Here is a 14,186-nt window from a genome sequence, read left to right on the forward strand (position 1 = left end):
CTATCGGTATTTTACAGATATAAAAAAACCGGCTAATGCCGGTTTTTTTGTGCTTAATCATAACTCTTAAAATTAAAGAGCTTTGATTTTAGCAGCTAGACGAGCTTTATCACGTGCAGCTTTGTTTTTGTGGATTAGGCCTTTAGTAGCCATACGATCCAAAACAGGTTGCATGTCAGCGAATGCTTTAGTTGCATTCTCTTTCTCGCCAGCTTCAATAGCAGCAATAACTTTTTTGAAGAAAGTGCGCATCATAGAACGGCGGCTAGCGTTGTGCTGGCGGCGTTTTTCTGAAGTGATAGCACGTTTCTTAGCAGATTTGATATTTGCCAAGGGTGTAACTCCCAAATCTTGGTCGGTGACAATTTAAGGCCGAGGACTATGCCTGCTTAACCGAATATTGTCAAATGATTTGTGCAAATATCCGCCTAACCAATCTAGTTGGCACTTGCGGATTAACACGGTTAATATGGCGGCAGATTTTACCAGCATTTAGGTCTGGAAGACACCTTTCTTGGCCATCTTTATGAGGTTTTTTTTGTGAGTAAGCGTCTTTTACGCTCTGGACTGATAGTTAGCACCATGACATTAGTCTCTAGAGTGCTCGGTTTAGTACGAGATGTCGTGGTGGCGAACCTAATGGGGGCAGGGGCTACGGCCGATGTTTTCATCTTTGCCAACAAGATCCCGAACTTTTTACGCCGATTGTTTGCCGAAGGTGCTTTCTCTCAAGCGTTTGTTCCGGTTTTGACAGAATATCATGCTGCAGAAGACAGAGATAAGATCCGTCAGTTGATTGCACGCGCGTCCGGTACCCTTGGCGTGATCGTTACGATAGTGACTCTACTGGGTATTTTGGGCTCGGGTATTGTGACGGCTCTGTTTGGTGCCGGATGGTTTATCGACTGGTTAAATGGCGGCCCGGCGGCACCAAAGTTTGAATTGGCGAGCTTGTTGCTGAAAATCACCTTTCCTTATCTGTGGTTCATCACTTTTGTTGCTTTGTCTGGGGCTATCCTAAACACCCTGGGTAAATTTGCGGTTTCCTCTTTTACGCCTGTGTTCCTGAATGTGGCGATCATTAGCTGTGCCTGGTTTGTCTCACCGAACCTGGATCAACCAGAAATTGGCCTGGCCATCGGGGTTCTGTTAGGCGGTTTAATCCAGTTTTTGTTTCAACTGCCTTTCCTCGCCAAAGCAGGGATGCTGGTAAAACCACAATGGGGCTGGAATGATCCTGGCGTGGTAAAAATCCGTACCCTGATGATCCCGGCGCTGTTTGGGGTGTCAGTCAGTCAAATCAACCTGCTGTTTGATACCTTTATTGCCAGCTTCCTGGCAACGGGGTCGATCAGCTGGCTGTACTATTCTGATCGGTTGCTGGAATTTCCTCTTGGTCTGTTTGGCATTGCGATTGCCACGGTGATTTTGCCGGCCTTGTCACGTAAACATATCGAACAAACCAGCGAGCATTTTGCCCATACCATGGATTGGGGGGTGCGTATGGTGCTGTTGCTCGGTATTCCGGCGATGCTGGGCCTGATGATATTAGCGAAGCCGATGCTGATGGTGTTATTTATGCGTGGCGAGTTTTTGCCTGCGGATGTTGAACAAGCCTCGTTGTCATTGTTGGCTTATGCTTCTGGCCTGCTGAACTTTATGTTGATCAAGGTGCTGGCGCCGGGATATTACGCCCGACAGGATACCAGGACGCCTGTGCGTTACGGCATTATCGCCATGATCACGAATATGGTGTTTAACGCCATCTTTGCTTATTTCTATGGCTATATTGGGCTGGCGATGGCCACCGCGCTGTCAGCGTTAGTCAATGCCGCCTTGCTCTATCGGGGTTTGCACCGTGCAAATGTCTATCAGGTATCGAAAACTACCCTGATGTTTGTACTGCGCTTGGCGCTGGCCGGTGTGATGATGGTTGCAGCCTTGCTATGGATACTCCCGGCGATGGATCAATGGCTGGCTTGGCCATTGAGTTCCCGGGCTCTGTGGCTGACAGGGCTGATTGCGCTGGGGGCGGCAGTTTATCTGGCGACCGTGGTACTGCTGGGTATTCGTCCGCATCACCTTAAAGCGGAGAGTTAACCTGCCCGGAGCCTTGATCTACCATTCCGCCACATATTTGCTTGAATTGAATACCCAGAGGAGCGCTGAATCACGCATCTTGGAGTCGTTTTGGTATACATGGATGGTCAGATAATGATTCATATTGGAATCATGGGCTCAGAGTAGTATATAATCCGTCAGTTTTTCACTCTGCGAAAATTTAAGCGGCGCATGGAATTAATCCGAGGCATACATAATATCAAGCCAGAGCATCACGGCAGCGTGGTGACGATTGGTAATTTTGATGGTGTTCACTTAGGCCATCAGGCGGTGTTGCGTCAGGTATTGGCGAAAGCCCGCGCATTAGGCTGGCCTGCAACGGTGATGAGCTTTGAGCCTCAGCCGCTGGAATTATTTGCGGGTGACAAGGCGCCGGCAAGGCTGACGTGTTTTCGCGATAAATACTTGCAGTTGAAGCAAGTTGGCGTCGAACGTTTGCTTTGTATCAATTTTAATGCCCATTTTGCCAATATGTCGGCGCAAGATTTTGTTCGCCGCTTGTTGGTGGAGCAATTGGGTGTTAAGTTTCTGGTTGTTGGTGATGATTTTCGCTTCGGCAAAGGCCGCAGCGGGGATTTTGCTATGCTGGTAGCAGCCGGAAAAGAATTCGGCTTTACGGTTGTCAGTACTCAGAGTTTTTGCGTATCAGAGCAACGGGTCAGTAGTACGGCAATACGTCAGGCCTTAGTCAGTGATGACTTGCTGCAGGCTGAATCTATGTTAGGCCGTCCGTATAGTATTAGCGGACGTGTGTCTCATGGACGCAAACTCGGCCGCACAATCGGTTTTCCAACAGCAAACGTACCATTGAAACGACGTGTATCTCCGGTGTCTGGAGTCTATGCTGTCGAGGTGTTTGGTGTTGAAGGCGCTCCTATACCTGGAGTTGCCAATGTTGGTCACCGACCAACAGTGAATGGGGTACGCCGGCAACTGGAGGTGTACCTTTTTGATTTCCAATCTGACCTATACGGTCGTCAGATTGAAGTTGTGCTGCGACATAAGCTGCGCGACGAGATAAAATTCGAATCATTCGATGCGCTAAAAGCACAAATCGAGCGTGATGCTCAAACAGCACGGGTGTGGCTGTCTGAGCGTAATAATGTCCAACTTCGCCCAAGTAACGGAATCGAGAATCAATGAGCGACTATAAAGATACCCTGAACCTGCCTGAAACAGGGTTTCCGATGCGAGGCAATCTAGCTCAACGCGAGCCTGCAATGCTTAAGCGTTGGAATGATGAAGATCTCTACGGTGAAATCCGTAAAGCTAAGAAGGGTAAGAAATCCTTCATATTGCACGATGGCCCTCCATACGCCAACGGTGATATTCACATTGGTCACGCGCTGAATAAGATCCTTAAAGACATTATTATTAAGTCAAAGACTCTGTCAGGCTTTGACGCACCATATATTCCGGGTTGGGATTGCCACGGTCTGCCTATCGAATTGATGGTAGAAAAAAAGTGGGGCAAACCCGGCCGTAAATTGACGGCAGCAGAGTTCCGTGAAAAATGTCGTGCCTATGCGGCAGGCCAGGTTGAAGGCCAGAAAGAAAGCTTTATCCGCCTGGGTGTACTGGGTCAGTGGGATAAGCCATACCGCACCATGGATTTTTCAACAGAAGCGAACATCATTCGCTCTCTGGGTAAAATTGCAGATAACAACCACCTGTTGAAAGGTTTCAAACCTGTTCACTGGTGTACCGATTGTGGTTCTGCATTGGCTGAAGCTGAAGTGGAATACCAAGATAAAGTCTCACCTTCTATCGACGTGAAATTCAAAGCCGCAGATGAAGCAGCAACCGTTGCTAAATTTAACTGTGCCGAAGGTCATGAAGGTCAGGGTGATGTGTCTGTCGTTATCTGGACAACAACACCGTGGACACTGCCGGCAAACCGCGCGGTAGCGGTACGTGATGATCTTGAATATGTACTTGTTCAAGTTGAAGGTGATGAACCTCAACGTCTGATCGTTGCAGCAGAGCTGGCAAAAGATGTGATGGATCGTGCGGGTATCGAGCATTTCCACAACCTTGGCTTCTGTAAAGGTGCGGATCTGGAGCTAGTGTGCTTTAACCACCCATTCTACAGCTTTGATGTGCCAGTCGTTCTTGGTGATCACGTTACAACTGAATCAGGTACAGGTTGTGTGCATACAGCACCAGGCCACGGTCAGGAAGATTTCGTAGTTGGCCAAAAATACGGCCTTGAAATAGCAAACCCAGTCGGTAGTAACGGTGTTTACCTGCCTGATACTGAATTGTTTGCCGGTCAGCACGTATTCAAAGCAAACGACGCCGTTGTTGAAACATTAAAAGAGCACGGTGCGTTATTACACCACCATGCTTACGAGCACAGCTACCCGCACTGCTGGCGCCACAAGACACCTATTATCTTCCGTGCTACCCCGCAGTGGTTCATTTCGATGGATAAGGCGGGCCTGCGTGCTAAAGCTCTGGGTGAAATCAAGAGCGTTCAGTGGTTACCTGAGTGGGGCCAAAGCCGTATCGAAGGTATGGTGGAAGGTCGCCCTGAATGGTGTATCTCGCGTCAACGTACCTGGGGCGTGCCTATTGCCCTGTTCGTACACAAAGAAACACAAGAACTTCACCCGAATACTCGCGAACTGATTGAAAAAGTTGCGCAGCTTGTTGAGCAAAAAGGTATTCAGGCGTGGTGGGATCTGGACCCTGCCGAGCTAATGGGTGAAGCGGACGCGGCAAACTACGAAAAAGTACTCGATACGCTTGATGTGTGGTTTGATTCCGGTGTAACTCACTTCTCTGTGGTTGATAGCCGCGAAGAATATAACGGTAACGAAGCGGATCTGTACCTGGAAGGTTCTGATCAACACCGTGGCTGGTTCCAGTCTTCATTGATTTCATCTGTTGCAATGAAAGGCAAAGCCCCATACAAACAAGTACTGACTCATGGTTTTGTTGTTGACGGCCAGGGCCGTAAAATGTCGAAATCAATCGGTAACGTTGTCGCGCCGAAAGATGTAACCAATAAACTGGGTGCAGATATCTTGCGTCTGTGGGTTGCATCAACGGATTACACCGGTGAAGTTGCGGTTTCTGACGAAATCCTGAAGCGCTCTGCTGATGCATACCGTCGTATTCGTAATACTGCACGTTTCTTCCTGGCTAACCTGAGCGGTTTCAATCCTGAAACTGATCTGGTTCCGGCAGAAGAAATGGTGGCTCTTGACCGCTGGGCTGTCGGTCGTGCGATGGCTGCGCAGGAAGAAATCATCAAAGCGTACGATGAGTACAACCTGCACGGTGTTACTCAGCGCCTGATGCAATTCTGCTCTGTTGAGATGGGCTCTTTCTACTTAGACGTTATTAAAGACCGTCAGTACACCGCTAAACAAGGTGGCCACGCACAACGTAGCTGTCAAACTGCGCTTTACTACATCGTAGAAGCACTGGTTCGTTGGATGGCGCCAATCATGTCGTTCACTGCCGATGAAATCTGGAACGAGATGCCAGCTTCTCAAGGTAATGGTGAGCAGCGAGGCAAGTTCGTATTCACCGGTGAGTGGTTCGAAGGTCTGTTCGGTCTTGCTGAAGACGAAAAACTGAACAACGAGTTCTGGGCTGAAATCCAGCAGGTTCGTGGTGCAGTCAACAAACTTCTTGAAGGCGCGCGTAAAGACAAAGTGATCGGTGGTTCGTTACAAGCGGAAATTACGCTGCATGCAAACGAAGCGCTGGCGGCTAAGTTAAATAACTTAGAAGATGAACTGCGTTTTGTATTGTTAACGTCTCAAGCGACGGTTGTTGTTGCCGACAGCAAGCCTGACGATGCACAGGAAACGGATGTTGAAGGTTTGTTCGTGACAGTGAAAGCCTCGGAAGCCGCGAAGTGTGACCGTTGCTGGCACCACGTTGCTGATGTGGGCACCATTGAAGGCCACGAAGAAGTGTGCGGTCGTTGTGTGACTAACATCATCGGCGAAGGTGAAGAGCGTAAGTTTGTCTAATGACTATATCTGCGCCTAAGCAAGGGCCATCACTTAAACAGTCTGGAGTTCGCTGGCTATGGCTGGCGGCTCTGGTGTTCATCCTTGATATTGGCACTAAGCTGTTGGTGATGAATACCATGGACTATGGTTGGCCTAACCGTATCGAGCTGTTGCCATTCTTTAATCTGCTTTATGTGCACAATTATGGTGCGGCATTCAGCTTTTTAAATGATGCTGGTGGTTGGCAGCGCTGGCTGTTTGCGGCGATTGCCTTGGGCGTATGCAGCTTACTGACGTTCTGGATGCGTCGAACTCCGGTAACGAACAAGCTGGCAAACAGCGCTTATGCCTTAATCATTGGTGGTGCGATTGGCAATTTGTTTGATCGCCTTTACCATGGTTATGTGGTCGATTTTCTCGATTTTTATGTGGGCAGCTACCACTGGCCGGCATTTAATATCGCAGATATTGCCATTTGCATTGGTGCAGCACTGATCATTCTTGAAGGCTTTGTTGCTGATAAAAAGAAACAGTAAGTTAGCCACTGAAAATCAGATAAATGTTATAACCCTGAGCGCTGTCCGTTGATACGGACGGCGCTTTGTTGTAAAAAGGGCGTTATAAACGCAGGTTCGAGAGGCGAGTCTCGAAGGCAAAAGCGAGAAGCCTTCGGTGGTGCTACACACTCGCCACTTGGCTTCTAGAAACTCGAGACTAGGATGTTTACATGTCGGTAATTAAGGAAAACAGTGAAGTGCTGATGCACTTTGCGATAAAACTGGAAGATGGCTCGGTAGCTGATTCAACTCAGGCTATGGGGAAACCGGCAAAATTCCGTATGGGTGATGGTAGCCTGACGGAAAATTTTGAGAAATGTTTGGTAGGATTAACCGAGGGCGAAAAAAGTGACTTCGTCCTTGAGCCAGAAGATGCTTTTGGCCACGCTAATCCGGACAATATTCATCACGTGGAGTTAAGTAAGTTTGGTGCCGATGCACCAGCTGAAGTTGGTACTATTATGGCCTTCGCTGGCCCTGATGGTCATGATATTCCAGGAATTATAACTAATGTCGCTGGTGACTCCGTGACCGTCGACTTTAATCATCCTCTTGCGGGACAACGTGTCACTTTTGACGTTGAAGTTGTCAGTATTCAGGATTAAGAGTTGTTAGAAATGAAAATCTTATTAGCAAATCCGCGTGGTTTTTGTGCCGGCGTAGATCGTGCGATCAGTATTGTAGAGCGTGCGCTTGAAATGTATCAACCGCCAATTTATGTGCGTCATGAAGTAGTGCATAACCGCTTTGTGGTTGAAGGGCTGAAACAGCGCGGTGCTATTTTTGTCGAAGAGCTCAGCGAAGTACCTGATGACAATATTGTGATTTTCTCCGCTCATGGCGTCTCTCAGGCGGTACGCAATGAAGCCAAGGCACGTCAGTTAACGGTATTTGATGCAACCTGTCCGCTGGTGACTAAAGTTCATATGGAAGTCGCGCGTGCCAGCCGTCGTAATATGGAAGTGGTGCTGATTGGCCATGCCGGTCATCCGGAGGTTGAAGGCACCATGGGCCAGTATGCGAGTGTTGCCGGCGGGATGTATTTGGTCGAAAAGCCGGAAGATGTTGAAGCGCTGCAGGTCAAAGATCCGAGCAACCTGCATTATGTCAGCCAGACGACACTATCGGTCGATGAAACTGCAGACGTGATCGAAAAATTGCGTGACGTTTTTCCTGAGATCCAGGGGCCGCGTAAAGATGATATCTGCTATGCGACCCAGAATCGTCAAGATGCGGTGCGCGAAATGGCGCAAGATGTTGATGTGATGATCGTGGTGGGTTCGAAAAACTCATCAAACTCAAACCGCCTGCGTGAGCTGGCTGAAAAGCTGGGAACACCAGGTTATCTGACTGACTGTCCTGAAGACGTTCAGCCGGTATGGTTTAATGGCAAGTCGAAAGTCGGTATTACTGCCGGGGCATCAGCGCCTGAAGATTTAGTTAATCAAATCATTGATCGTATTCAGAAGTTGATTGGTGCTGAAGTGGAAGAGCTTACAGGCCGAGAAGAAAATATGTTCTTTGAAGTGCCACGCGAGCTGCAAGTTAAAAACATCTAACCTGTTGCTGAGCAACGGCGGGAGAGTGGTGAAAACGAACCTTCAACTTGCCTTTTACTTCGTGGATTGGATCAGAATTGAAGCCCCAGCATCTAGCTGGGGCTTTTTTTATATCTGCCAACACGCTACATTGAAGCAATACCAGTCAAACAAGTTACAGAACAAGGGAGAAAATACGCAATGGTTAGAATTGCGATTGCTGGCGCGGCAGGACGCATGGGCCGTCAGCTTTTAAAAGCGACACACCTTTCAGAGCAAGCAACGGTTGGTGCTGCCACTGAACGGGCAGAATCAACATTAGTGGGTGTTGATGCCGGTGAACTGGCTGGCGTTGGCCCGATTTCCGTCAAGATTGTTGATAATTTAGTGGCTGCCGCAGATGACTTTGATGTGCTCATCGATTTCACCGCGCCTGTCGTCACACTGGCGAATATTGAATTTTGTCAGCAACATGGCAAAAAAATTGTTATCGGCACAACGGGCTTCAGTGATGAAGAGCGTACCCGGATCGATGAAGCCGCAAAAGATATTTCCATTGTCATGGCGCCTAACTACAGTGTTGGGGTTAACCTGGTGTTTAAGTTATTGGAAAAAGCCGCCAAGGTGATGGGAGATTACACGGATATTGAAATCATTGAAGCACATCACCGTCATAAGGTCGATGCACCTTCCGGTACCGCGATTGGTATGGGGGAGGCCATTGCCGGTGCGATGGGCAATAAACTGAGTGATGTTGCGGTATATGCTCGCGAAGGGATCACGGGTGAGCGTAGCCGAGATGAGATTGGTTTTGCGACAATTCGTGCCGGCGATATTGTGGGTGAACATACCGCCATGTTTGCTGATATTGGTGAACGTGTCGAGATCACGCACAAAGCGACAGATCGTATGACCTTTGCCAACGGTGCCGTTCGTGCTGCGGTATGGCTTGCTGATAATCAGCCGGGCTTCTATACCATGCAAGATGTGCTCGGGCTTGATGATCTTTAAGCTTTAGCGGGCGTGTTGCCCAATTAATGCGGATTATTCCGTGTGGGTATTTAATATTGGTTTTATGCATTACGTTTGTCGTGGTGCATAAAACCTATTTTTCATTTCTCAATTTCCCCTAATCTTCCCGTCAGCTTTAATATTGCTTACTTTTGTGCTTCTCGGCGTGTGTTGGTTGTAATTTTTCCGTCAGGCGCCTATAAATATGGGTAAACACGCCCCGTTTAATCGTTTGCCTGGGTTTTTAACTGCGGTGTATTTTTTCTCGATTGAGGCAAACGATAAAATGGTGTTTTGCATGTAAGGGAGCGCAGTGTTAGTTGTGATATCTTGTGGTTTCCATTGCTTGGTGGGCTTTTTTGTCTGAAACTGATATATTTTAAGCTTATTTCGGGTTGAATATTGACAGTTTGGTTAGCGAACTCTAGACTGCGCGGAATTTGTCAAAATTCAGCTTGACTCGCTTTTTGACTTTGTATGGAATGGGTAGTTGCAAGTTTATCTGTTTTAACTGCATTTTTATTTTTTTTGGAGGTTGTCTTGAGCAAATCTGCGCTGTTAGTCCTTGAAGATGGGACAGTGTTCCGCGGCATATCCATTGGGGCAGATGGTTCGGCCGTTGGTGAAGTTGTTTTTAATACCTCGATGACGGGATATCAGGAAATTCTCACTGACCCCTCTTATTCCCAACAGATTGTAACGCTTACCTATCCCCATATTGGCAATACCGGAACCAATTCCGAAGACGAAGAATCCTCCTCAATCCATGCGCAAGGCCTGGTAATTCGTGATCTTCCACTACTCGCTTCAAACTTCCGTAATGAACTCTCCCTTTCTGATTACCTTAAATCACAAAACATTGTCGGTATTGCTGAGATTGATACCCGTAAGCTAACGCGTATTTTGCGTGAAAAAGGTGCACAGAACGGTTGCATCATGGCAGGCGACAACCTGGATGAAGCATTGGCGTTGGCAAAAGCCAAAGAATTCCCTGGCCTGAAAGGCATGGATTTGGCAAAAGAAGTGACAACGGCTGAAACCTACCAGTGGAAGCAAGGTTCATGGACATTGCTAAACGGTTTACCTGAAGCAAAAGATGACAGCGAGCTGCCATACCATGTTGTGGCTTATGATTTCGGTGCTAAGCGTAACATTTTACGCATGTTAGTTGACCGCGGCTGTCGTCTGACGGTTGTACCGGCGCAAACCTCGGCAGATGAAGTACTGGCGATGAATCCGGATGGTGTATTCCTGTCAAATGGTCCTGGCGACCCGGAACCATGTACCTATGCGATTGAAGCGACAAAAACATTCTTAGATAAAGGCTTGCCTATCTTCGGTATCTGCCTTGGTCACCAAATTCTTGCTCTGGCAAGTGGTGCAAACACGGTGAAAATGAAGTTTGGTCACCACGGTGCCAACCATCCGGTAAAAGATATTGATCGCGATGTTGTGATGATCACCAGCCAGAACCACGGTTTTGCTGCTGATGAAGCAACATTGCCTGACAATCTGCGTGCAACGCATAAATCATTGTTTGATGGTTCACTTCAGGGAATTCATCGCACTGATAAGCCAGCCTTCAGCTTCCAGGGTCACCCTGAAGCAAGTCCGGGTCCACACGATGCAGCACCACTGTTCGATCACTTTATCGAGTTAATTAAGCTTTCTGTTAATGAAACATGCAGCGCCTAAGCCGGAGTAGTAAGAAATGCCAAAACGTACTGACATTAAAAGTGTTCTGATCCTGGGTGCTGGCCCGATTGTTATCGGTCAGGCATGTGAGTTTGACTATTCGGGTGCTCAAGCCTGTAAAGCGCTGCGTGAAGAAGGTTACCGCGTTGTTCTGGTTAACTCGAACCCTGCAACTATTATGACTGATCCGGATATGGCTGATGCCACATACATCGAGCCAATTCACTGGGAAGTTGTACGAAAAATTATTGAAAAAGAACGTCCGGATGCAGTATTGCCAACCATGGGCGGCCAGACAGCACTGAACTGTGCTCTGGATCTTGAAAAGCACGGCGTGCTGAAAGAATTCAATGTTGAAATGATTGGTGCAACGGCTGATGCAATTGATAAAGCTGAAGACCGTTCACGTTTCGACAAGGCAATGAAATCTATCGGTTTAGAGTGTCCTAATGCCGATACAGCGAAAACAATGGAAGAAGCTTACAAAGTCCAAGAGATGGTTGGCTTCCCTTGTATCATTCGTCCATCGTTTACGATGGGTGGTACAGGCGGTGGTATCGCTTATAACAAAGAAGAATTTGAAGAAATCTGTTCACGCGGTCTAGATCTTTCACCGACTAACGAATTGCTTATCGATGAATCGTTAATTGGTTGGAAAGAGTACGAGATGGAAGTCGTTCGTGATAAGAACGACAACTGCATTATCGTATGTGCGATTGAAAACTTCGATGCGATGGGTGTTCACACCGGTGACTCAATCACCGTCGCGCCGGCACAAACGCTAACAGATAAAGAATACCAATTGATGCGTAATGCATCGCTAGCAGTACTGCGCGAAATTGGTGTTGAAACTGGCGGTTCAAACGTCCAGTTTGGTATCAACCCGAAAGATGGCCGTATGGTTATCATCGAGATGAACCCGCGTGTATCGCGCTCTTCGGCACTGGCATCAAAAGCAACAGGTTTCCCGATTGCTAAAATCGCTGCGAAACTGGCGATTGGTTACACCCTTGATGAGTTAATGAACGACATCACGGGCGGTGCAACACCAGCATCATTTGAACCGACTATCGATTATGTTGTAACGAAGATCCCTCGCTTTAACTTTGAAAAGTTTGCTGGTGCTAATGACCGTCTAACGACACAGATGAAATCTGTGGGCGAAGTGATGGCGATTGGTCGTAACCAGCAGGAATCACTGCATAAAGCATTGCGTGGCTTAGAAGTTGGCGCAACAGGCTTTGATGAAATGGTTGACCTAGATGAACCAAATGCCATGAGCAAAATTCGCCATGAACTGAAAGAGCCAGGCGCAGAGCGTATTTGGTACATTGCCGATGCATTCCGTTCAGGTATGTCGGTTGATGGTGTGTTCAACTTAACGAATGTTGACCGTTGGTTCTTGGTGCAAATTGAAGACATCGTTAAAGATGAGCAAAAAGTTAAAGATAACGGCTTTGCGGGTCTAAATGCAGTTGAACTACGTAAGCTAAAGCGTAAAGGTTTCTCTGATGAGCGTTTAGCGAAATTGCTCGGTGTTGCACAGAGTGAAATCCGTAAATTACGTGACCAGCATGACATTCACCCAGTTTACAAGCGCGTTGATACCTGTGCGGCTGAATTCTCTTCTGATACGGCTTACATGTACTCGTCATACGATGAAGAGTGTGAAGCACAGCCAACAGATAAAGATAAGATCATGATTCTGGGCGGTGGTCCTAACCGTATCGGTCAAGGTATTGAATTCGATTACTGTTGTGTTCATGCATCATTAGCATTACGTGAAGATGGTTATGAAACAATCATGGTTAACTGTAACCCTGAAACGGTTTCAACTGACTACGACACATCAGATCGTTTGTACTTTGAACCAGTAACACTGGAAGATGTGCTGGCTATTGTACGTGTTGAAAAGCCCAAAGGTGTCATCGTGCAGTACGGTGGTCAAACACCACTTAAACTGGCTCGTGAACTTGAAGCCGCTGGTGTACCTATCATTGGTACAAGCCCTGATGCTATCGACCGTGCAGAAGACCGTGAACGCTTCCAGCAAGCCGTTGACCGTTTAGGTTTGTTACAGCCAGAAAATGCTACCGTTACCGCTATGGAGCAAGCGGTTGAGAAGTCGAAAGAAATTGGTTTCCCACTGGTTGTTCGTCCATCGTATGTACTTGGTGGTCGTGGGATGGAAATCGTATACGATGAAAGCGACCTGCGTCGTTACTTTAACGAAGCGGTCAGTGTTTCTAACGAATCCCCTGTTCTGCTTGACCGTTTCCTTGATGATGCGGTTGAAGTGGATGTAGATGCGATTTGCGATGGCGAGCGTGTCGTTATCGGCGGGATCATGGAGCACATTGAACAAGCGGGCGTTCACTCCGGTGACTCAGCATGTTCACTTCCTGCTTATACACTGAGCCAGGAAATCCAGGATGTGATGCGTCAACAAGTTGAGAAGCTGGCGTTTGAGCTAGGTGTTCGCGGCTTGATGAATACCCAGTTTGCGGTTAAAGATAACGAAGTTTACCTGATTGAGGTGAACCCGCGTGCAGCGCGTACTGTACCGTTCGTATCGAAAGCAACCGGCGCGCCACTGGCAAAAATTGCAGCACGTGTAATGGCGGGCCAGTCTCTTGAGTCGCAAGGCTTTACCAAAGAGATCATTCCTCCTTACTACTCGGTGAAAGAGGTGGTTCTGCCATTTAACAAGTTCCCTGGTGTTGACCCACTGTTAGGCCCGGAAATGCGCTCTACCGGTGAAGTGATGGGTGTGGGTGATACCTTCGCAGAAGCATTTGCTAAAGCTGAACTGGGTTGTGGTAAAGAATACGAAGATGGCGGCCGCGCGCTTCTGTCTGTGCGCAATAACGATAAGCAACGCGTTGTTGACCTGGCTTCCAAGCTATTGAAGCTGGGTTACCAGTTAGATGCGACTCACGGTACTGCCGTGATCTTAGGCGAAGCAGGGATTAACCCGCGTCTGGTGAACAAGGTACATGAAGGCCGTCCTCATATTCTTGACCGAATCAAGAACAATGAATACAGCTACATTATCAACACAGCGGAAGGCCGTCAGGCGATTGAAGACTCTAAAGTGCTGCGTCGTGGCGCATTGGCTGAAAAAGTGAACTACACCACAACGCTGAATGCTGCATTTGCGACGTGTATGGCTCACACAGCTGATGATCGTAACAAAGTCACTTCAGTGCAAGAGCTTCACGCTCGGATTAATAACGCGTAATGATGTTTCATAACATACTGTCTTAAGGCAAATTGTTAGAAGATTAGAGCCC

Annotated in this window: 10 protein-coding genes; 9 read left to right on the forward strand and 1 reads right to left on the reverse strand. The window is 47.7% G+C overall.

Features of this window, described 5'->3' with window-relative positions; all coding sequences use genetic code 11:
• Window positions 1-72: 72 nt before the first annotated feature.
• Entirely contained in the window at window positions 73-333 is a 261-nt protein-coding gene (gene rpsT / locus L4D76_RS07825) for a 30S ribosomal protein S20 (RefSeq protein WP_107284048.1), read from the reverse strand.
• Between the two features lie 207 nt (window positions 334-540).
• On the opposite strand from rpsT, the gene murJ reads away from it, so the two are divergent.
• The 9 genes from murJ to carB all read left to right on the forward strand — a co-directional run bounded on the left by murJ (window position 541) and on the right by carB (window position 14,134).
• Window positions 541-2,100 carry a murein biosynthesis integral membrane protein MurJ gene (murJ, locus tag L4D76_RS07830; RefSeq protein WP_428440361.1) on the forward strand — a complete coding sequence of 520 codons (1,560 nt, stop codon included), beginning with the start codon at window positions 541-543 and terminating at the stop codon, window positions 2,098-2,100.
• 192 nt (window positions 2,101-2,292) lie between these two features.
• A complete protein-coding gene (gene ribF / locus L4D76_RS07835) occupies window positions 2,293-3,264 on the forward strand; it encodes a bifunctional riboflavin kinase/FAD synthetase (protein WP_428440362.1) in 972 nt (323 codons plus the stop codon).
• Window positions 3,261-6,110 carry an isoleucine--tRNA ligase gene (gene ileS / locus L4D76_RS07840; RefSeq protein WP_428440363.1) on the forward strand — a complete coding sequence of 950 codons (2,850 nt, stop codon included), beginning with the start codon at window positions 3,261-3,263 and terminating at the stop codon, window positions 6,108-6,110. The genes ribF and ileS overlap by 4 nt, the downstream gene beginning before the upstream one ends.
• A complete protein-coding gene (gene lspA / locus L4D76_RS07845; RefSeq protein ID WP_428440364.1) occupies window positions 6,110-6,628 on the forward strand; it encodes a signal peptidase II in 519 nt (172 codons plus the stop codon). The genes ileS and lspA overlap by 1 nt, the downstream gene beginning before the upstream one ends.
• Before the next feature lie 191 nt (window positions 6,629-6,819).
• Window positions 6,820-7,254, forward strand: coding sequence for an FKBP-type peptidyl-prolyl cis-trans isomerase (gene fkpB / locus L4D76_RS07850; RefSeq protein WP_428440365.1), 435 nt, complete (start codon window positions 6,820-6,822; stop codon window positions 7,252-7,254).
• A gap of 12 nt (window positions 7,255-7,266) precedes the next feature.
• Entirely contained in the window at window positions 7,267-8,208 is a 942-nt protein-coding gene (gene ispH / locus L4D76_RS07855) for a 4-hydroxy-3-methylbut-2-enyl diphosphate reductase (RefSeq protein WP_428440366.1), read from the forward strand.
• A gap of 180 nt (window positions 8,209-8,388) precedes the next feature.
• Window positions 8,389-9,198 (forward strand): 4-hydroxy-tetrahydrodipicolinate reductase, encoded by an 810-nt coding sequence (gene dapB / locus L4D76_RS07860; protein ID WP_428440367.1) that lies wholly within the window; start codon window positions 8,389-8,391, stop codon window positions 9,196-9,198.
• 540 nt (window positions 9,199-9,738) lie between these two features.
• The gene (gene carA, locus L4D76_RS07865; RefSeq protein ID WP_428440368.1) at window positions 9,739-10,893 is read left to right on the forward strand and encodes a glutamine-hydrolyzing carbamoyl-phosphate synthase small subunit; all 1,155 of its coding nucleotides are present in this window, start codon (window positions 9,739-9,741) and stop codon (window positions 10,891-10,893) included.
• 16 nt (window positions 10,894-10,909) lie between these two features.
• A complete protein-coding gene (carB, locus tag L4D76_RS07870; RefSeq protein WP_428440369.1) occupies window positions 10,910-14,134 on the forward strand; it encodes a carbamoyl-phosphate synthase large subunit in 3,225 nt (1,074 codons plus the stop codon).
• Window positions 14,135-14,186 lie beyond the last annotated feature (52 nt).

It is taken from the genome of Photobacterium sagamiensis (assembly GCF_050337085.1).
Taxonomy (GTDB): domain Bacteria; phylum Pseudomonadota; class Gammaproteobacteria; order Enterobacterales; family Vibrionaceae; genus Photobacterium; species Photobacterium sagamiensis.